Annotated in this window: 20 protein-coding genes, 1 tRNA gene and 1 pseudogene; 8 read left to right on the forward strand and 14 right to left on the reverse strand. The window is 70.1% G+C overall.

Annotation, left to right across the window (positions count from 1 at the left end; translation table 11 throughout):
- Positions 1-22: 22 nt before the first annotated feature.
- Both CRP56_RS19475 and CRP56_RS19480 read right to left on the reverse strand, forming a co-directional pair.
- A complete protein-coding gene (locus tag CRP56_RS19475) occupies positions 23-676 on the reverse strand; it encodes a response regulator transcription factor (RefSeq protein ID WP_097265748.1) in 654 nt (217 codons plus the stop codon).
- 73 nt (positions 677-749) lie between these two features.
- Positions 750-826 (reverse strand) — tRNA-Thr (locus CRP56_RS19480).
- A 215-nt stretch (positions 827-1,041) separates the two neighbouring features.
- Between CRP56_RS19480 and CRP56_RS19485 the strand changes: the two genes are divergently transcribed.
- The 3 genes from CRP56_RS19485 to CRP56_RS19495 all read left to right on the forward strand — a co-directional run bounded on the left by CRP56_RS19485 (position 1,042) and on the right by CRP56_RS19495 (position 3,640).
- Positions 1,042-2,130, forward strand: a complete 1,089-nt coding sequence (locus CRP56_RS19485) for an ABC transporter ATP-binding protein (protein ID WP_097265749.1) — start codon at positions 1,042-1,044, stop codon at positions 2,128-2,130.
- Positions 2,131-2,354: 224 nt separating this feature from the next.
- Positions 2,355-2,798, forward strand: coding sequence for a hypothetical protein (locus tag CRP56_RS19490; RefSeq protein ID WP_097265751.1), 444 nt, complete (start codon positions 2,355-2,357; stop codon positions 2,796-2,798).
- Between the two features lie 110 nt (positions 2,799-2,908).
- Positions 2,909-3,640 carry a nucleotidyltransferase family protein gene (locus tag CRP56_RS19495; RefSeq protein ID WP_097265752.1) on the forward strand — a complete coding sequence of 244 codons (732 nt, stop codon included), beginning with the start codon at positions 2,909-2,911 and terminating at the stop codon, positions 3,638-3,640.
- Between the two features lie 111 nt (positions 3,641-3,751).
- Here the strand turns inward: CRP56_RS19495 and CRP56_RS19500 are convergent, their stop codons facing one another.
- The 6 genes from CRP56_RS19500 to CRP56_RS19525 all read right to left on the reverse strand — a co-directional run bounded on the left by CRP56_RS19500 (position 3,752) and on the right by CRP56_RS19525 (position 10,103).
- Positions 3,752-5,377 carry a DoxX family protein gene (locus CRP56_RS19500; protein ID WP_179851064.1) on the reverse strand — a complete coding sequence of 542 codons (1,626 nt, stop codon included), beginning with the start codon at positions 5,375-5,377 and terminating at the stop codon, positions 3,752-3,754.
- Between the two features lie 152 nt (positions 5,378-5,529).
- On the reverse strand, positions 5,530-6,471 hold the full coding sequence (gene rlmB / locus CRP56_RS19505; protein WP_097265756.1) for a 23S rRNA (guanosine(2251)-2'-O)-methyltransferase RlmB: 942 nt from the start codon (positions 6,469-6,471) through the stop codon (positions 5,530-5,532).
- A 113-nt stretch (positions 6,472-6,584) separates the two neighbouring features.
- Positions 6,585-7,982: a cysteine--tRNA ligase gene (gene cysS / locus CRP56_RS19510; RefSeq protein WP_097265757.1), complete on the reverse strand. Its 1,398-nt coding sequence runs from the start codon at positions 7,980-7,982 to the stop codon at positions 6,585-6,587.
- An 88-nt stretch (positions 7,983-8,070) separates the two neighbouring features.
- Positions 8,071-8,571, reverse strand: a complete 501-nt coding sequence (gene ispF, locus CRP56_RS19515) for a 2-C-methyl-D-erythritol 2,4-cyclodiphosphate synthase (RefSeq protein WP_097265759.1) — start codon at positions 8,569-8,571, stop codon at positions 8,071-8,073.
- A complete protein-coding gene (gene ispD / locus CRP56_RS19520) occupies positions 8,561-9,325 on the reverse strand; it encodes a 2-C-methyl-D-erythritol 4-phosphate cytidylyltransferase (RefSeq protein ID WP_097265760.1) in 765 nt (254 codons plus the stop codon). Before ispD ends, ispF begins: the two co-directional genes overlap by 11 nt.
- A 295-nt stretch (positions 9,326-9,620) precedes the next feature.
- Positions 9,621-10,103 (reverse strand): CarD family transcriptional regulator, encoded by a 483-nt coding sequence (locus CRP56_RS19525; protein ID WP_003953493.1) that lies wholly within the window; start codon positions 10,101-10,103, stop codon positions 9,621-9,623.
- A 651-nt stretch (positions 10,104-10,754) separates the two neighbouring features.
- On the opposite strand from CRP56_RS19525, the gene CRP56_RS19535 reads away from it, so the two are divergent.
- Positions 10,755-11,390 carry a DUF461 domain-containing protein gene (locus CRP56_RS19535; RefSeq protein WP_097265763.1) on the forward strand — a complete coding sequence of 212 codons (636 nt, stop codon included), beginning with the start codon at positions 10,755-10,757 and terminating at the stop codon, positions 11,388-11,390.
- 64 nt (positions 11,391-11,454) lie between these two features.
- Here CRP56_RS19535 and CRP56_RS46720 read toward each other — a convergent pair.
- The 3 genes and pseudogenes from CRP56_RS46720 to CRP56_RS19550 form a co-directional block, all read right to left on the reverse strand.
- Positions 11,455-11,562: pseudogene (locus tag CRP56_RS46720) on the reverse strand (winged helix-turn-helix domain-containing protein); the annotation flags it as partial.
- A gap of 86 nt (positions 11,563-11,648) precedes the next feature.
- Positions 11,649-12,329 (reverse strand): response regulator transcription factor, encoded by a 681-nt coding sequence (locus tag CRP56_RS19545; RefSeq protein WP_015659563.1) that lies wholly within the window; start codon positions 12,327-12,329, stop codon positions 11,649-11,651.
- Entirely contained in the window at positions 12,326-13,579 is a 1,254-nt protein-coding gene (locus CRP56_RS19550) for a sensor histidine kinase (RefSeq protein WP_097265765.1), read from the reverse strand. Before CRP56_RS19550 ends, CRP56_RS19545 begins: the two co-directional genes overlap by 4 nt.
- A 246-nt stretch (positions 13,580-13,825) precedes the next feature.
- Here CRP56_RS19550 and phoU point away from each other — a divergent pair, with 246 nt between their 5' ends.
- From phoU to CRP56_RS19560, 3 genes are all read left to right on the forward strand, one after another.
- Complete coding sequence (gene phoU / locus CRP56_RS19555; RefSeq protein WP_097265766.1) at positions 13,826-14,515, forward strand: phosphate signaling complex protein PhoU; 690 nt, start codon at positions 13,826-13,828, stop codon at positions 14,513-14,515.
- Positions 14,516-14,737: 222 nt separating this feature from the next.
- On the forward strand, positions 14,738-14,893 hold the full coding sequence (locus CRP56_RS47605; protein WP_179851065.1) for a hypothetical protein: 156 nt from the start codon (positions 14,738-14,740) through the stop codon (positions 14,891-14,893).
- A gap of 137 nt (positions 14,894-15,030) precedes the next feature.
- Positions 15,031-15,279 (forward strand): SCO4226 family nickel-binding protein, encoded by a 249-nt coding sequence (locus CRP56_RS19560; RefSeq protein WP_097265768.1) that lies wholly within the window; start codon positions 15,031-15,033, stop codon positions 15,277-15,279.
- A gap of 67 nt (positions 15,280-15,346) precedes the next feature.
- On the opposite strand, the gene CRP56_RS19565 is transcribed toward CRP56_RS19560, so the two are convergent.
- Entirely contained in the window at positions 15,347-16,108 is a 762-nt protein-coding gene (locus CRP56_RS19565) for a phosphoglyceromutase (RefSeq protein ID WP_097265769.1), read from the reverse strand.
- Positions 16,109-16,260: 152 nt separating this feature from the next.
- On the opposite strand from CRP56_RS19565, the gene CRP56_RS19570 reads away from it, so the two are divergent.
- A complete protein-coding gene (locus tag CRP56_RS19570) occupies positions 16,261-17,520 on the forward strand; it encodes an MDR family MFS transporter (RefSeq protein WP_097265771.1) in 1,260 nt (419 codons plus the stop codon).
- A gap of 87 nt (positions 17,521-17,607) precedes the next feature.
- Here the strand turns inward: CRP56_RS19570 and CRP56_RS19575 are convergent, their stop codons facing one another.
- Both CRP56_RS19575 and CRP56_RS19580 read right to left on the reverse strand, forming a co-directional pair.
- Positions 17,608-17,832 (reverse strand): hypothetical protein, encoded by a 225-nt coding sequence (locus CRP56_RS19575; protein ID WP_097265772.1) that lies wholly within the window; start codon positions 17,830-17,832, stop codon positions 17,608-17,610.
- Positions 17,833-18,139: 307 nt separating this feature from the next.
- Positions 18,140-18,565, reverse strand: coding sequence for a DUF2000 domain-containing protein (locus tag CRP56_RS19580; RefSeq protein WP_097265774.1), 426 nt, complete (start codon positions 18,563-18,565; stop codon positions 18,140-18,142).
- Positions 18,566-18,595 lie beyond the last annotated feature (30 nt).

The raw sequence follows: 18,595 nt of genomic DNA on the forward strand, positions 1-18,595 counted from the left end.
AACAACACCGATCGGCCGGGCGTCAGATCCGGTACCCGACGTGCGGGAGCGTCTCGATGACCGGCGGGTCGCCGAGCTTGCGGCGCAGCCGGCTCACGGTGACCTTGACCGCGTTGCTGAACGGGTCGGCGTCCCGGTCCCAGGCCCGCTCCAGCAGCTCCTCGGCGGAGACGACGGCACCGCCGGCGGCGAGCAGCACCTCCAGGACGGCCATCTCCTTCGGCGACAGCTCCAGCCTGCGCCCGGCGCGCAGCACGATGCGGCGGGCCGGGTCGAGTTCGATGTCACCGCGGGCGAGGACGGGCGGCACGGCGGGCTGGTCGCGTCTGTCCAGGGCCTGGACGCGGGCGATGAGCTCGGCGAAGGAGAAGGGCTTGGCGAGGTAGTCGTCGGCGCCGAGATCCAGACCGTCGACCCGGTCGGCGAGCGTCCCGGCGGCGGTCAGCATCAGCACCCGCGACGGACACCCCTGCCGCACCAGCGCCCGGCAGATGTCGTCGCCGTGCACGAGCGGCAGGTCACGGTCCAGTACGACGACGTCGTAGGCCCCGGTGGAGGCGCGGCTCAGCCCCTGCTCGCCGTCGTGCGCGAGCTCGACCTCCATGGCATGCCGCCGCAGCCCCCTCGCGACACTCTCCGCGAGATCCTTGTGGTCCTCCACGATCAGTACGCGCATGTCCCCACCCTGACACCCGGAGGGTCACTCAGGGGTAACAAGGAGACGCGGCAGGCACGACCGCGCCTGTTCTTGGAGCCCCCTGTCGGATTCGAACCGACGACCTACGCATTACAAGTGCGTTGCTCTGGCCATCTGAGCTAAGGAGGCAGACGTACCGCTGTCGCGTACGCGCCCGTGCAGTGTACCCAGGTCCCGGCGGAGCCCTCTCGAAAATTTCGACGAAGTTCACATGCCCCGGACTACTGACAGATCCGGCGAACGCCAGGTAGCGTCCCCTCAAGTTCACCTGTGTGGACTACACCACCACCTTCCTACAACGGATCGTCCGGCACGTTCCTGCCGGTAGAAGGGGGCCCTTCACCATGGCCACTGTCTCGTTCGACAAGGCGACCCGGATCTACCCGGGTTCCGAGAAGCCCGCCGTAGACGCGCTCGACATCCAGATCGAGGACGGGGAGTTCCTCGTCCTGGTCGGCCCGTCCGGCTGCGGCAAGTCCACCTCGCTCCGCATGCTGGCGGGGCTCGAGGACGTCAACGCCGGCGCCATCCGCATCGGTGACCGTGACGTCACGCACCTGCCGCCGAAGGACCGGGACATCGCCATGGTGTTCCAGAACTACGCGCTGTACCCGCACATGACCGTCGCCGACAACATGGGCTTCGCGCTCAAGATCGCCGGCGTGCCGAAGGCCGAGATCAAGCAGAAGGTCGAGGACGCGGCGAAGATCCTCGACCTCACCGAGTACCTGGGCCGCAAGCCGAAGGCGCTCTCCGGCGGTCAGCGCCAGCGTGTCGCCATGGGCCGCGCCATCGTGCGTGAGCCGCAGGTCTTCCTCATGGACGAGCCGCTGTCGAACCTCGACGCCAAGCTCCGCGTCTCGACCCGTACGCAGATCGCGTCGCTCCAGCGCCGTCTCGGCATCACCACCGTCTACGTCACCCACGACCAGGTCGAGGCCATGACGATGGGCGACCGTGTGGCGGTCCTCAAGGACGGTCTGCTGCAGCAGGTCGACACCCCGCGCAACATGTACGACCGTCCGGCGAACCTCTTCGTCGCCGGCTTCATCGGCTCCCCCGCGATGAACCTGGTCGAGGTCCCGATCACCGACGGCGGCGTGAAGTTCGGCAAGTCGGTCGTGCCGGTGGACCGTGACGCGCTCGCCGCCGCCACGGACAAGACCGTGACCGTCGGTGTCCGCCCGGAGCACTTCGACGTGGCCGGCTCGGACGCGGAGCAGGGTCTCGCGGTCACCGTGAACGTCGTCGAGGAGCTCGGCGCCGACGCGTACGTCTACGGCACCGCGAAGGTCGGCGACGACTCCAAGGACCTCGTCGTCCGCGTCAGCGGCCGTGACGTCCCGGAGAAGGGCAGCACGCTGCACGTCGTCCCGCGCGCGGGCGAGACCCATGTCTTCTCGACGTCGACCGGCGCCCGCCTGTCGGACTGACCCACAGCAGAAAAACCCGGGTGAATCACCCAGGTTGACGAAGAGGGCCCCGCAGACCACTGCGGGGCCCTTCTCGCACCCCCGCGATCGCATCCAAATACCCCGGCAGACCGGGCATTTCGAGCCGTGTGCGTCAACGCCTTACCCAATTCGAGGCACCAGTTCATCCCCCGAACCGGTGACTAAATGTCGCCAAATCATCACCCCGCGCTACCCTCACACGCGTGAAGCACTCCACTAACCCACAGACGCGACGCGGCCGGGGCCCCGCCCGCCGTATCGGCCGCACGCTCGCCCTCGTCCTGCCCGTCTTCCTGGTGCTCTCCGGGACCCTCGCGGTCACCCGGGTCAACTGGACGGGGAGCCCCTCGGACTCGGTGCTCACCGCCTCCGACATCTCGGCGGCGCGTGCGAAGGCCCGTGCCCCGCAGGACGTGTTGCGCGACAAGCTCCTGACGGAGCTCCAGGAGGAGAACCCTGGCATCGCGCTGACCCATCTCCAGGAGGCCGTCAACGACCGCCCTTCGCTCGCGAAGCACTGTGCGTCCATCGCGCGGGCGCTGGGCCGCGCGGCGGTGCGGGTGTACGGCCCGACGCGCGCCCAGTCGTACGCCCGCCCCGTCTGCGACACCTCCTTCGCCACGGGCGTGGCCGCCTCGCACACCTAGAGCCTGCCGAGGCTCACTGGAAGCCGTTATTCCTTTTGTGGAGATTTACGGCTGAATAAGAAACGGTTACCGGCAGAAGCCGCGAGCGGGACGCCACGTACAGTTCGGTCATGACCGATCCGAACGCCGCGTCCCGCCCCGTTCAAGCCGTCGTCCTGGCAGGTGGCCAGGGTTCACGGCTGCGCCCCTACACCGACGACCGGCCCAAGCCGATGGTCGAGATCCCCGGCACGGGGACGCCGATCATCGGCCATCAGCTTTCCTGGCTCGCCGAGGAGGGCGTGACCGATGTGGTGGTCAGCTGCGGCCACCTCGCCGACGTCCTGCAGAAGTGGCTGGCCTCCGCCGATCTGCCGGTGAACGTGACGACCGTCGTCGAGACGGAGCCGCTGGGCCGCGGTGGCGGTCTCAAGTACGCGGCGGCGCATCTCCCGCACCCCGACAAGCCCTGGTTCGCGACCAACGGTGACATCTGGACCCGGTTCTCGCTGCGCGAGATGGCGGACTTCCACACCGAGCGGGACGCGGTGGCGACGCTGGCGCTGGCGCGTCCGCGGATCCCGTGGGGTGCCGTGCAGACCGACGGGTTCGGTCACGTCACCGACTTCATCGAGTCGCCGCCGACGACGTACGAGATCAATGCCGGTGTGTACGTCTTCTCGCCCGAGTTCGCCGACATGCTCCCCGAGCGCGGCGACCACGAGCGCACGACCTTCCCGCATCTGGCGCGCGAGCTGCGGCTGGCCGGGTTCCCGATCCCGCAGGGCGCGTACTGGCGGGCGATCGACACGGCGAAGGACCTGACGGAGGCCGCGAAGGAGCTGGCGGCGCTGGGGCGCTGACAGGCCTTCGCGGCACGGACATCACGAAGGGCCCCGCTGCTGCGGGGCCCTTCGTCGTCGGGCCTGCGGTTCAGCCGGTGGGTTGCCCGAGGATGCCTCCCACCGGCCCGTCTACCCCAACAGGCCGCCTACCAGGCCCGGTTCACCGGAGGACGTGCCTCCCGTGTCCGTTCCTCCGCTGGAGCCGGTGCCGCCGGTGGAGCCGGTCGGTCCCGAGCTGGTGCTGGGGGCCTGCTGGGCCGGGGACGACTGCTGGGGCGGCGCCTGGCCGGTGCCCTGGGTCTGGCTGGGCGTGCCGGCCGTGCCGGTGTCGCGGGTGGCGCCCGGGGTGGTCGCGGAGCCGGAGGGGGTGGCACCGGCCGTGGCACCGTGGGTGGGCGACGTGGAGGCCTTGGGGCGCTTCTTGTGCTTGGCCGGGTCCTGCGGGAGCGGGGAGCCCGGCAGTTCGTTGCGCGGGGCCTCGCCGGGCCCGGGGACGACGACCCGGTCGGCGTCCCGGACGGCACCGCCGAGGAGGGAGCCGATCAGCAGCGTGAGGCCGATGACGATGGCCGTCACGAGGGCGCCGCGGCGCAGGACGTAGCGGCGCAGGTCCCAGATGTCGGAGCGGGGTCCGAGGCGACGCCAGGCGCTGCCCGCGAGGCGGCCGTCGATGGAGTAGACGGGGGCGCCGGCGATGATCAGCGGGGACCAGGCGGCGAGGTAGATGATGTCGGGCGCGTCGTAGGCGGGGACGCTCTTCCAGCTGACCGTGAGGAGCAGCGCGGCGGAGAGCAGCGCGCCGACGACGCCGGCGACGCGCTGCCAGCAGCCGAGGATGGTGAGGACGCCGACGATGACCTGGAGGAAGGCGATGACCAGGCCGGAGCCGACGGGGTGGTGCAGGGCGAACTGGCGCAGCGGCTCGGCGACTTCCCAGGGGTGCAGGGTGTTGAGCCACTTGACCATGGAGCCGCGCTTGCCGCCGTCGAAGTAGACGGGGTCGCACAGCTTGCCCATGCCGGCGTAGATGGAGATGAAGCCGAGGAAGATGCGCAGCGGGAGGAGGACGACGCCGAGGTTCATACGGCGGCCGGGGTAGTAGGCGTGCCGGGCGGGGTCGTCGCCGTGGCGCCTGCCGGGGGTGCCGGTCTCCACGTCGACCGCGTCGGCGAACTGCTCGTCCGCGTAGGCGAGTTCCTCGTCGTAGGCGCTGCCCGCCGTGCGCATGCCGGGCAGCAGCGGCTCGTGGGTGCGCTGGGCGCCGACGACGGGGGTCTCGACGGTCCGGGTCAACCCGTCGTCGTAGCCGGGCTCGTAGCCGCCGTCGACGTCGATGCGGGGGATTACCTGGGTGGCTCCGGCGTCGGCGGTCTGCTCCTCGACGGGTCGGACGCCGCCTCGCACGGCCTGGAGCAGGCGGTGGGCGCCGGTGTCGTCGGGGGCGGACTTGCCGCTCCAGACGACGGGCCGGCGGCGCGCCGCACCAGTGCCCGTGGCACCGACGGCGGGCATCCGGGCGGTGTCCTCGGTGGCGCTCAAGTGCCGGGCGATCCGCGGGGATTGGGCCGCGCGTCTCGTCGTCGCGCCCAACTGCACGCGGAAGCTGGCGTGATTGACGATGATCTGCGCCGGATCGCTCGGCACCTTCACCATGCTCAGCGCGGGAGCGTCGTCGAGTCCGGAGGCGAATCCGGAGTTGAAGCCCGACGAGCGGTCCCCCGTGGGTGTGCGGGGTGTTCTGGTGTCCACACTCATCTAACCGAGTGACGTGTGGTTAGGACACTGCTTTGACTGCCCGGATGTGTCCGGACCCCGTCAAGCTTGCGCAGAACACCCCGATTACCCCGTACGGGTGAGGATGGGCACGCGCGTTCAGCCGCGGCGGGCGCCGCGGAAGCACCCCGCCATCAGCCGCGCCGACGCGCCGCCTCGTACAGCACGATCCCCGCCGCCACACCGGCGTTGAGGGACTCGGCACCGCCCGGCATCGGAATGCGGACGCGGAAGTCGCAGGTCTCGCCGACGAGTCGGGACAGGCCCTTGCCCTCGCTGCCGACCACGATGACGACCGGGCCGTCGAGGGCGTCCAGTTCGCCGACCTCGTGCTCGCCGTCGGCGGCGAGGCCGACGACGACGATGCCGGCCTTCTTGTAGCCCTCCAGGGCTCGCGTGAGGTTGGTGGCGCGGGCGACCGGCGTCCGGGCGGCCGTACCGGCGGACGTCTTCCATGCGCCGGCGGTCATGCCGGCCGCGCGCCGCTCGGGCACGACGACACCGTGGCCGCCGAAGGCGGAGACGGAGCGGACGACGGCGCCCAGGTTGCGCGGGTCGGTCACGCCGTCCAGCGCGACGATCAGCGGGTCCTCGCCGTCGTCGTAGGCGACGCTGGCGAGGTCCTCGGGGTGCGCGTACTCGTACGGCGGGACCTGGAGGACGAGCCCCTGGTGGTTGAGGCCGTTGGTCATGCGGTCGAGCTCGGGGCGGGGGGCCTCCATGAGGTTGATCCCGCCGCGCTCGGCCGCGAGCTGGAGCGCCTCACGCACCCGCTCGTCGTTGTCGATGAACTGCTGGACGTAGAGCGTCGTCGCGGGCACGCCCTCGCGCAGCGCCTCGACGACGGGGTTACGGCCGACGACCATCTCGGAGGTGCCCTTGCCGCCCCGGCCGCGGGGCACGGGACGACGCGCCGCCTGCTTCGCCTTGGCGGTGGCGATGCGGTTCTTCTTGTGCTTCTTGCGCATCTCGGCGGGCGGGGTCGGGCCCTTGCCCTCGAGACCCTTGCGTCGCTGGCCGCCACTGCCGACCTGCGCGCCCTTCTTGCCGGACATGCGGCGGTTGTTGGCTGCCATGACCTACCTGTCCTACGTCGTCGAAATGTTCGTACGTCTGTGAAGTGTGCTCTATGAAGTGTGCCGCCCGGAGAGCCGGACGGCACAATCGATCTTCGTGACCGGGGTGGGGCTCAGCGGGGGCCGAGACTCCAGCGCGGTCCCTGGGGGCCGTCCTCGATGGCCAGTCCGGACTGGTTGAGCTGGTCGCGGATGGCGTCCGCGGTGGCCCAGTCCTTGCGTCCGCGGGCGGCCTCGCGCTGGTCGAGGACGAGGCGGACGAGGCTGTCGACCACGCCGTGCAGGTCCTCGCCGCGGTCGGTCTCGCCGGCCCAGTGCGGGTCGAGCGGGTCCAGGCCGAGGACGCCGAGCATGGCGCGGACCTCGGCGAGGCGGGCCACGGCGGCTTCCTTGTCGTCGGCGGCCAGGGCGGAGTTGCCCTGGCGGACCGTGGTGTGGACGATGGCGAGCGCCTGCGGGACGCCCAGGTCGTCGTCCATGGCCTCGGCGAAGGCGGGCGGCACCTCGGCGGACGGCTCGACAGGGCCGGCCTTCTCGACGACGCGCTGCACGAAGCCCTCGATGCGGGCGAACGCCGACTCGGCCTCGCGCAGCGACTCCTCGCTGTACTCGATCATCGAGCGGTAGTGCGGGGTGCCCAGGTAGTAGCGCAGCACGATCGGGCGCCACGCCTTGACCATCTCGCTGACCAGCACGCTGTTGCCCAGCGACTTGGACATCTTGTCGCCCGCCATGGTGACCCAGGCGTTGTGCACCCAGTACTGGGCGAAGTCGTCGCCGAAGGCCTTGGCCTGGGCGATCTCGTTCTCGTGGTGCGGGAAGATCAGGTCGAGGCCGCCGCCGTGGATGTCGAAGGCGGTGCCGAGGTATTTGTGCGCCATGGCCGAGCACTCCAGGTGCCAGCCGGGACGCCCGCGGCCCCACGGCGTGCCCCAGGTGGGCTCGCCGGGCTTGGCGGACTTCCACATGGCGAAGTCGCGCGGGTCCCGCTTGCCGGTCTCGCCCTCGCCGGACGGCTGGAGCAGGTTGTCCAGCTCCTGCCGGGACAGCTCCAGGTAGCCGGGGAAGGAGCGCACGTCGAAGTAGACGTTGCCGTCGGCCTCGTAGGCGTGGCCGCGCTCGATGAGGCCCTGCATCATCTCGACCATCTCGGTCACATGGCCGGTGGCCCGCGGCTCGTAGGTGGGCGGGAGGCAGCCGAGGGCGGCGTAGCCCTCGTTGAAGGCGCGCTCGTTCTCGTACCCGATCGACCACCAGGGGCGGCCCTGTTCGGCCGCCTTGGCGATGATCTTGTCGTCGATGTCCGTGACGTTCCTGATGAAGGTCACGTCGTAGCCGCGGTACTCGAACCACCGGCGCATGATGTCGAAGTTGAGCCCCGACCGGATGTGCCCGATGTGCGGTGCGGCCTGCACGGTGGCACCACAGAGGTAGATCGAGACGCAGCCCGGCGTGAGCGGGGTGAAGTCACGGATCTGCCGGGCGTTGGTGTCGTACAGGCGAATAGTCACGAGACCAGGGTAGTAGGCGATGCCTAGTGCATCGGACGGATGTGGATAACAGTCATCCTCGGGTTCGTCCGAGGATTCATAAGAGGGTTCATCCTCGGGTTCGGACGACCAGTGCGGTCGCCACCGCCATCAGTCCTTCGTCCCTGCCGGGGAAGCCCAGTCCGTCCGTGGTCGCGCCCGACACCGACACCGGTGCCCCGGCCGCCTCGGACAGGATCTTCTGCGCCTCGTCCCGCCGCTTGCCGATCTTCGGGCGCGGTCCCACGACCTGGACGGCGATGTTCCCGATCCGGAATCCGGCGTCCCGCACGATCCGCGCGGCCTCCGTCAACAAGGTGATCCCGGAAGCACCCGACCACTCGGGCCGGCCGGTGCCGAAGTGCTGGCCGAGGTCGCCGAGGCCGGCCGCGGAGAACAGCGCGTTGCAGGCGGCGTGCGCGACGACGTCGGCGTCGGAGTGACCGGCCAGGCCCGGCCCCTCGCCCTCCCACTTCAGCCCGGCGCACCACAGCTCGCGGCCCTCTTCGAAGGCGTGGATGTCGGTGCCGATGCCGACCTGGGGGAGGACCATGGACGTCTCAGAATCCATCGTTGAGCCTCCTGCGGGCCAGGACCGCCTCGGCGAGCACGAGGTCGAGGGGACGGGTCACCTTGAAGGCCTCCTCGTGCCCCGGCACGACCACGACGGTCAGGCCGAGCTGCTCGACCATGCTGGCGTCGTCGGTGACGTTGTCCGTGACCGTCTCGTGGGCGCGGACCAGGGTGGCCCGGTCGAAGCCCTGCGGGGTCTGGACCGCACGCAGCCGGGCGCGCTCGGGCGTGGCGACGACCGGCTCCGGGTCGCCCGCGGCCGAGGCGGGCTCGACCTCCTTGACCGTGTCGGCGAGGGGCAGCGCGGGCACCACGGCCGGCGCGCCGTCCCGTACGGCCTCGATGACGGCGTCGACGGTGTCCACCGGGACCAGCGGGCGGGCCGCGTCATGGACGAGGACGATGTCGTAGTCCGGCGGCAGGGCGTCCAGACCGAGCTTCACGGAGTCCTGGCGCTCGGCGCCGCCGGGGACGATGAGGAAGTCGGTGCGCTCGGGCAGGGCGTGCGCGTCGAGGAGGCTCTTGACCTCGGCGGCGCCGTCGGGCGGGGCCACGACCACGACCAGGGAGACCGCGCGGGAGGCGGCCATCGCGCGGACCGCGTGGATCAGCATCGGGGTGCCGTTCAGCGCGCGGAGTGCTTTGGGGGCGCCTGGACCAAGGCGTACGCCCCGGCCGGCGGCCGGGATCACGACCGCTGTGCGGGCTTCGGCACGGGCCGTCGTGGGCGAAGGGCGCGAATCGTCAGACATCGGTTCCTGTCAGGTTTGTGTGCTCGGCCAACGTGGGTACGACAGACAGCGTGCCGGGCGCGACGCCTTGACCGGACCCTTCCGTGACGCGCCGGTCGAGCCAGCTGCCCGGGCCCGGCACGCCAAGTATCGGGGGCTCCAGGTGTCAGGGGTCCCCATCCCAGTGGTCGCACCGGACGGCTGCGGGCGAACGTACAGTGTCCGGGCATGAACATGCCGCAGCGCCCGGCGACTGTGGAACGTCATCGGGCACCGCGGCATTTTCAGAGTGCTGGCCTGGCGGCAGCGGGCGTCGTCAGGACGCGAGGACCTCGTCGAGCAGGGCCTCGGCCTTGTCCTCGTTCGTGTTCTCCGCGAGGGCGAGCTCGCTCACCAGGATCTGGCGGGCCTTGGCGAGCATGCGCTTCTCACCGGCGGAGAGTCCACGCTCGCGCTCACGACGCCACAGGTCACGCACTACTTCCGCGACCTTGATGACATCGCCGGAGGCGAGCTTCTCCAGATTTGCCTTGTAACGACGGGACCAGTTCGTGGGCTCCTCGGCGTACGGCGCGCGCAGCACCTCGAAGACCCGGTCCAGCCCGTCCTGACCGACCACATCACGCACGCCGACGAACTCCGCATTGTCCGCTGGCACACGTACCGTCAGGTCACCCTGGGCGACCTTCAGCACCAAGTAGGTCTTGTCCACGCCTTTGATCTGGCGAGTTTCGATAGCCTCGATCAGCGCGGCCCCGTGATGGGGATAGACCACGGTGTCGCCAACCTTGAACGTCATGTGACAGGTACCCCTTCCGTGGCTATCCAGGGTAACACGGAAACTGCGCGTTCTGAATGGCGTTTTCGCAGGTCAGGGCATATCTCGGGGCTTGACAACAGCAACAGGAACGTGCTGCGGAGGGCGAGCGGAAGAAAGTATTCGCAGGTCGGAGCGGCTGTCCGGGGGAGGTGAAACCCGTACGTTACACGCATCCGGAGGACCTCCAGGAAGGACGAACGTCCCCATATGTCTGGTTCCATGTGTGCGACTTCCGCTACTCCGTTCGGTAGCCGGAGTCGCTTCCGCGCCGATTCCGGAATTGATCACGTGCAATCACCCGCAATCACGAGCAGCCACCGGATCACCCCGTGATCAATTCCGTGGGTGATCGCGGATTCCTTCACGGAAGATTTGCTTGTGGTGGCACGGACTCTTATGTGAATGCCGGACGAGAACGGGTGCCAAAGCGACTCGGGAGTCACTGGTGAAGGCAGTGACTCCGTGCCTCCTTCTCGGGCCGGCTACCCCCTGCTGAGGGAAGCCGAGCGCTTGAAGGGGAGGGTCGGGTGCGGCGACGCGGGAACGGCTCGGTAACCTAAGGCCGCTGACAGACACTTAGGGCGGCTTTATGCAGTGCCCGCCCGTTCGAGTCAAGGAGTTGCCGCCGCCGTGAGCAGCAGCCTTCGACGCGGCGCCCTCGCCGCCGCCGCCATCGCGTTCTCGATCGCCTCGCTCGCCGCGTGCGGCGCCGGCAACAACGCCCAGACGCTGGAGATCAAGCCGGACAACGCGGCCACCACCGTCGGCGTGATCAAGGTGCAGAACGCCCTCGTCATCACCCAGCCCGACGCGCAGTCCACCGGCCCGTCCGTGATCTCCGCGACCCTGTTCAACAGCGGCACCAGCGCGCAGACGCTGGACGCGATCACCGTGGCCGGCGTCAGCGAGCCCGCCAAGCTCGCTCCCGCCAAGGGCAAGGGCAAGCTGACCGTCCCGGCGGGCGGCTCCCTCGTCCTCGGCGGCGAGGGCAACGCCTCCGCGGTCCTGTCCGGCAGCCGTGAGGGCCTGAAGGACGGTGCCGCGCAGAAGGTCACCTTCTCCTTCAGCAAGACCGGTGACGTGAGCCTGCAGGCCTTCATCGTCCCGGCCAAGAGCTACTTCGAGAAGTGGGGCCCGACCGAGCTGCCGTCGACCCCCGCGGAGACGTCCCCGTCCCCGACCGAGTCCGCCACGGGCTCGGCGACCCCGTCGGGCGAGGCGTCGGCTTCGGCTTCGGCTTCGGCGAGCGAGAGCGCGGCCCACTGAGCAGTCGTACGAGAAAGGGCGGGACCTCTTCGGAGGTCCCGCCCTTTGTTCGTCGTACGACGGTTTACGGCTCGATCTTGTAGCCCAGGCCCCGGACCGTCACCAGGTACCGCGGCGCCCCCGGGTCGGGCTCGATCTTCGCGCGCAGGCGCTTGACGTGGACGTCGAGGGACCCCTTCTTGATGCCCCCCTCGCACTGCTGCGCAGGCTTCGGCGGGCTGCGCCGGACTCCGTCCGCCGGCTCCAGTCGGACTCGGCCTACGGCTCGAACTTGTAGCCCAGGCCCCGGACCGTCACCAGGTACCGCGGCGCCCCCGGGTCGGGCTCGATCTTCGCGCGCAGGCGCTTGACGTGGACGTCGAGGGTCTTGGTGTCGCCCACGTAGTCGGCGCCCCAGACGCGGTCGATGAGCTGCATGCGGGTCAGGACGCGTCCCGCGTTGCGCAGGAGCATCTCGAGGAGGTCGAACTCCTTGAGAGGGAGATCGACCTTCGAGCCGGAGACCGTGACCACGTGACGGTCCACGTCCATGCGGACCGGGCCCGCCTCCAGGGCGGCCGGGGTGACCTCCTCGGGCTCGCCGCGGCGGCGCAGTACGGCGCGGATCCGGGCAACCAGCTCGCGCGAGGAGAACGGCTTGGTGACATAGTCGTCGGCTCCTATCTCCAGGCCTACGACCTTGTCGATCTCGCTGTCCTTGGCGGTCACCATGATGACCGGGACGTTGGAACGGCCGCGCAGCTGGCGGCAGACCTCGGTGCCCGGCAGGCCGGGCAGCATCAGGTCGAGGAGGACGAGGTCGGCGCCGTTGCGCTCGAACTCGTCGAGTCCGTCGGGGCCCGTGGTCGCCACTGCGACCTCGAAGCCCTCCTTGCGGAGCATGTACGACAGGGCGTCGGAGAAGGACTCCTCGTCCTCGACGACAAGCACTCGGGTCACGGAAGGACCTCCGGGGCGGGAAGCGGTTCGTACGGGGATGAGTCGGTGGGCCCGCCGGTCTCGTCTTCGAGGCCGGACTGGTGTGGTGCGCGGTCGCGGGCGGCCCCCGCCTCCGGCAGTCGCAGGGTGAAGGTGGAGCCCTGACCCTCGGAGCTCCACACCGTGACCTCCCCGCCGTGCGAGGCGGCCACGTGTTTGACGATCGCGAGACCGAGGCCCGTGCCGCCCGTCTGGCGGGAGCGGGCCGGGTCGACGCGGTAGAAGCGCTCGAAGATGCGCTCCTTGTCCTTGTCGGAGATGCCGATGCCCTGGTCGGTCACGGCGATCTCGATGAGTTCTCCGCCGGGCGCGGTGACCCGGCGGGCGGCTATGCCGACGCGGGTGCGGGCCGGGGAGTAGTTCACGGCGTTCTCGACGAGGTTGCCGAGGGCCGCGGCGAGCTGGCCGCGGTTGCCCCAGATCCTCAGGTCGGCGGTGCCGCCGGAGGCCATCGTGATCTGCTTGGTGCCGGCCTGGTGGCGGCAGCGGTCGATGGCCTCGGCGACGAGTTCGTCGACGCGCACCGGCTCGGCGTCCTCCAGCGGGTCGTCGTTCTGGACCCGCGAGAGATCGATGAGCTCCTGGACCAGGTTGGTGAGCCGGGTCGCCTCTATCTGCATCCGCCCGGCGAAGCGCGTCACGGCCTCCGGGTCGTCGGACGCGTCCATGACGGCCTCGGAGAGCAGGGAGAGCGCGCCGACCGGCGTCTTGAGCTCATGGCTGACGTTCGCGACGAAGTCGCGCCTGACCGCCTCGATGCGCCGGGCCTCTGTGAGGTCCTCGACGAGGAGCAGCACCAGACGCGATCCCAGGGGCGCGACGCGGGCCGAGACCGCGAGGGCCTCCCCGCGCCCGGTGCCGCGCCTGGGGAGGTCCAGTTCGACCTGTCGTATCTCCCCGTCCCGTCTGGTGTCCCGGGCCATCAGGAGCATCGGCTCCACGGCCAGCTTCCCGCCCCGGACCAGGCCGAGCGCGTACGCGGCCGAGCTGGCCTTGACGACGGAGTCGGCCTCGTCGAGGACGACCGCGGAGGAGCGCAGGACGGACAGGACGGTGTCCACGCCCGGCGGAAGCACCGGGTCCGTGTGCAGGGAGGTACGTGTGGGGCGTTTCTGCTCCCGCTCGCTGAAGCGGAACGCCAGCATGGCGATCACACCGGTGAGCACTCCGGCGATCGCTGCCGCTGCGGCGACCGCCGCGTTCACGTCCATGCATCCAGGTTAGGCACGGGATCGGTCCTGGCCACAGCCATCGGGGTGCGAGCTCGAACACTCGTCGCCCAGAGTTCACCTTGGAGCCAGGGATGGTTCATTTGGGGTGGCGGAAAACGACGCGTACAGGGCCGAACGTGGGAGCGTGGGGTTCACAGCGCCGGTCGACCGGAGCCTTCCCAGGCTTCCCGGAGGCTGGTTCTGGCCCCCGGAACCCCCGAGGCAGACGTAAGAGAGGGACCCCTGATGCGGGACGCGTACCACGAGGAACTGGACTCGATCGGCGACGGTCTGGTGGAGATGGCCCGGCTGGTGGGGTCGGCGATCGGGCGCGCCACGACGGCCATCCTCGACTCCGACCTGAAGCTGGCCGAGAGCGTCATCGAGGCCGACCAGAAGGTCGACGACCTCCAGCACGACCTGGAGGCCCGGGCCATAGCCCTGCTGGCCAGGCAGCAGCCGGTGGCGACCGATCTCCGGATCGTCGTCACGTCACTGCGCATGTCGGCGGACCTGGAGCGCTCGGGCGACCTGGCCCAGCACGTCGCGAAGCTGGCCCGCCTGCGCTTCCCCGAGCGTGCGATCCCCCACGACCTGCACGCCACGATCCTGGAGATGGGCCAGCTCGCGCAGCGCCTGATGGCGAAGGCGGCGGAGGTCATCATCACCAAGGACGTCGACCTGGCGCTCCAGCTGGAGCAGGACGACGACGAGATGGACCTGCTGCACCGCACGCTCTTCCAGCACCTGCTGGACGACAAGTGGAAGCACGGCATCGAGACGGCCGTCGACGTGACCCTGCTGGGCCGCTACTACGAGCGCTTCGCCGACCACGCGGTGTCGGTGGCGAAGCGGGTGGTGTACCTGGTGACGGGCGAGCACGCGGACGAGCTGACGGCGGACATCCAGCCGGTGACGGGGGTGGAGGGGGCCTGACGTCGGGCGCGGGTGCCTCTTCGGGGCGTGTCGGGGGCCTGACGTCGGGCGCGGGTGCCTGTTCGGGGCATGTCGGGGACCTGACGTCGGGCGCGCGGGGGCCTGTTCGGGGCGTGCGCAAGCCTCTGTGCGCCGTTGATGCGACCTGCTGGGCGGGCATGCAATGGGCACAGGGTCTGATCCGAGGGCCGAGAGTTCAGACCCCTGCCTCGAGGAGGACCCATGGCCGACACCCCGAGCAAGACACCCGACCCCACCCAGGAACGCCAGACCGAACAGCCCCCCGAGGTCAGGAACCTGCTCCTGATCGCCGCGTGCGGCTGCGGCTCGGGCTGCGGCTGCGGCTGCCAGTCGGGCAATCCGTGCCAGTGCGGCTGACGTAGGCCGACGCGGTTTCGTACGACGTGAAGGGCCCCGGTGCGAAGGTGCGCCGGGGCCCTTGGTGTGCGGTCGCACGGGCGGGCGAGCGGGCGCAGCATGGAGTGATAGCGAGCGACGAGAGGGAGTGTGGGGACATGGCCCGGTTCATGGACGTACACCACGGCATGGCAGGCATCACCGCCGACCAGCTGCGCGAGGCTCACCAGGCCGATTTGGCCATAGAGAAGGACGAGAAGGTCCACTTCGAGCAGGCCTGGGCGGACCCCGAGTCCGGCACGGTCTACTGCCTCTCGGAGGCCCCGTCGGCCGAAGCGGTCCAGCGCATCCACGAACGCGCCGGGCACAAGGCGGACGAGATCCATCCGGTGCCGTTGTCGGTCTGAGCCGCTTCTGCGTGAAAATGCCTCCCATCCGCGCCGTTTGCGCAGGTGGGAGGCATGATCGCTATCCCTACTTCTTCTTGCCCTGGTTCTTGACCGCCTCGATCGCTGCCGCTGCCGCCTCCGGGTCGAGGTAGCGGCCGCCCGGGGTGACCGGCTTGAAGTCGGTGTCGAGTTCGTAGTACAGGGGGATGCCCGTCGGGATGTTCAGGCCCGCGATGTCGGCGTCCGAGATGCCGTCCAGGTGCTTGACCAAGGCGCGGAGGCTGTTGCCGTGGGCGGCGACGAGGACCGTGCGGCCGGCCAGGAGGTCGGGGACGATGCCGTCGTACCAGTAGGGGAGCATGCGGACGACGACGTCCTTCAGGCACTCCGTGCGCGGGCGCAGCTCCGGGGGGATGGAGGAGTAGCGGGCGTCGGAGGACTGGGAGAATTCCGTGCCGTCCTCGAGCGGGGGCGGCGGGGTGTCGTACGAGCGGCGCCACAGCATGAACTGCTCCTCGCCGAACTCCGCGAGGGTCTGCGCCTTGTCCTTGCCCTGGAGGGCGCCGTAGTGGCGCTCGTTCAGGCGCCAGCTGCGGTGGACCGGGATCCAGTGGCGGTCGGCGGCCTCCAGGGCCAGCTGCGCCGTGCGGATCGCTCGCTTCTGGAGGGACGTGTGGACCACGTCGGGCAGGAGATCGGCGTCCTTCAGGAGCTCGCCACCGCGGACCGCCTCCTTCTCGCCCTTCTCGTTGAGGTTGACGTCCACCCAGCCGGTGAACAGGTTCTTCGCGTTCCACTCGCTCTCGCCGTGGCGGAGGAGGATCAGCTTGTACGGTGCGTCGGCCATGCGTATGAGCGTAATCCAAGGGCTCAGCCGCTCGCGCCCGCGCTCGATGGGCGGACGCTTGACGGGATCTGTTAATTGAGTGGCCCCGACGGAACCCTGTTATGTAAGTTCTCATCGCCGCTTGGGACACTTACATCACCGGGGGATCCGCCATGCCACTCGTCACCATGAGACGCGCTCTCCGAGAGACCGTCTCCGGGCTCCCCCGCGAGTTCTGGTGGCTGTGGACCAGCACCCTCGTCAACCGCCTCGGCGCCTTCGTGGCCACCTTCATGGCGCTCTACCTGACGCTGGACCGCGGCTACAGCGCGGCCTACGCCGGTCTCGTCGCCTCCCTGCACGGACTGGGCGGCGTCGTCTCCTCCGTCGGGGCGGGGGTCATGACCGACCGGCTCGGGCGGCGGCCCACGCTGCTCGTCGCGCAGGGCTCGACCGCCCTGTCTGTTGCCCTGCTCGGGTTCATGCACCACCCCGCCGCCATCGCCGCCGTCGCCTTCCTCGTCGGCCTGACCTCCAACGCCTCACGGCCGGCCGTGCAGGCGATGATGGCCGACATCGTGCGGCCCGAGGACCGGGTGCGGGCCTTCTCGCTCAACTACTGGGCCATCAACCTCGGCTTCGCCGTCTCCTCCATGGGCGCCGGGTTCATCGCCGAGTTCAGCTACCTCGCCGGCTTCCTCATCGAGGCCGCCATGACCGCCGTCTGCGCGATCCTCGTCTTCCTGAAGCTGCCCGAGTCACGCCCCGAGCGCACGCCCAGCGAGGAGAAGGCGGACACCGCGGTCGGCCTCGGCACCGTACTGCGCGACGGGCGCTACATGGGTGTCGTCGGACTGTCCTTCCTCGTCGCCCTCGTCTTCCAGCAGGGCTCGGTCGGACTTCCGGTGGCCATGGGCGAGGCCGGGTTCACGCCCGCCGACTACGGCATGGCCATCGCCGTCAACGGCGTCCTGATCGTCGCGCTCCAGATCCCCGTCACCCGGTTCATCCAGCACCGCGACCCGCGCCGGCTGCTCGTCATCTCGTCCCTGCTCGCCGGGTACGGCTTCGGGCTGACCGCCTTCGCCGGGTCCATCGGCGTCTTCGCCCTCACCGTCTGCGTGTGGACGCTCGCCGAGATCGTCAACGCCCCGACCCAGACGAGCCTCGTCGTCCGCCTCTCCCCCGTCCACGGCCGCGGCCGCTACCAGGGCATGTACACCCTGTCCTGGGCCGCCGCCTCCCTCATCGCCCCGCTGATGTCCGGCCTCGTCATCGACCACTACGGCGCCGAGTGGCTGTGGGGGCTGTGCGCGGTCGTCGGGACGGTGGCCGGGGTCGGGTACGCGGCCGTGATGCGGCGGCTGCCGGCCGAGGAGCCGGTCCTCGCGGAACCGCCCTCCCTCGCGAAGCCCGAGGTCAGCGCCGCCTGAGAAGCGCAGTGACAGCGAAACGGCGACGAGCCCCCTGCCCGGACGGCAGGGGGCTCGTGGCCGTACGACGTACGACCGGACCTGAGGTCAGAGGCTCGCCGTCACGCCGACCTCGTGCGGCAGCGCGCCCAGCGCACCGCCGACGGTGCCCAGCGCCGTGGCCTTCACCGAGTCGAGCTGGGCGAGGACGTCCGCGCTGCTGAGGGTGGTGTCGCCGACGGAGACGGTGACCTGGGGGGCCAGGCCGCCGGAGACGGTGTCGAGGTCGGCGTCGGAGAGCTCGGCGGTCTGAACCTGGGGAGCGGAGTTCATGAGGAAACAGCCCTTCGCATGGGTGCACATGGGGGGGGACCGCCCCGCGGGGACAGCGGGCGGGGCGCGGTGCGCAGGATCAAATCACGGAGCGCGCCCGGCATCCAGCGCGTCCGCGCTCGTCGCCGTGCAGTTGAGGGCATCGGTGACCCAACCATGAGGGCCCGTCCACGAATTGGGGGCAGGTTCTCTACACCCGGCACCCACAGGCGGCCGGCCTGCGCCGCGCTCGGGCGCGCGAACGGGGCATCTCCGCCTCAACAGCGCCCGCCCACGGCCCGGTTGCGGACGGGCTGTGCAGATTCCGTCACGGATGCATCCGGGCGCCTTTCATGACCTTGTCGACGGCATTGCGGGGGCCGTAGACGGCGATCCCGACGAGGTCGAGGTCAGCCGTCCGCACGGCCCGTACCGCCGCCCGGTTGTCGCGGTCGTTGCCGGTGGCGAACAGGTCGCTCGTGAACACCGCGCGCGGCAGCGCACGGGACAGCACGCGCGCGTGGGCCGCCTTCAGCGTCTCCTTGGTGCCCTCGAAGACCAGCACCGGCTGCCGGAACATCGGCAGACACCGCACCCCGTCCGCGTCCTCGTACGGCTCCCCGACCACCTCGGGGACCTCGGTGCCGAGGCCGCTGACGAGGAACGCGGTGACGTTCAGCCGCTGCCAGGACTCCAGGTCCTCGCGCAGCAGGACGGCGATCTTGGTGTCGAAACGGATCGGTTCAGTGCTCATGCAGGAAGCGTGCGGGCGGTCGTACGGTTT

The organism is Streptomyces sp. TLI_55 (genome assembly GCF_900206255.1).
In the GTDB taxonomy this organism is placed as follows: domain Bacteria; phylum Actinomycetota; class Actinomycetes; order Streptomycetales; family Streptomycetaceae; genus Streptomyces; species Streptomyces aquilus.